Below are 204 nucleotides of genomic sequence, written 5' to 3'. Positions count from 1 at the left end.
TGCCCTTCATCTCGCGCAGCTCGCGGCGGAGCTTGGCGATCCGGGTGTTGATCCGGCGCGGGTCGGTCTCGATCTTGGTCTCCCCGGGACCGCGGCCACCGATGCCGCCGCCGCCGGCGGCGCGACCGCCGACCTGGCGCGACAGGTTGCCACCCCAGCCACGCAGGCGCTGCTTGAGGTAGGTCAGCTGCGCCAGCTCGACCT

Annotated in this window: 1 pseudogene; it reads right to left on the bottom strand. The window is 73.0% G+C overall.

Features of this window, described 5'->3' with window-relative positions:
* Window positions 1-204, bottom strand: a pseudogene (locus QWY29_RS20965) (GTPase HflX); the annotation flags it as partial.

It is taken from the genome of Nocardioides abyssi (assembly GCF_030412915.1).
Classification (GTDB): Bacteria; Actinomycetota; Actinomycetes; order Propionibacteriales; family Nocardioidaceae; genus Nocardioides; species Nocardioides abyssi.
Note: the sequence above shows the minus strand (reverse complement) of the source record. Positions and strands in the feature narration are given on the sequence as shown.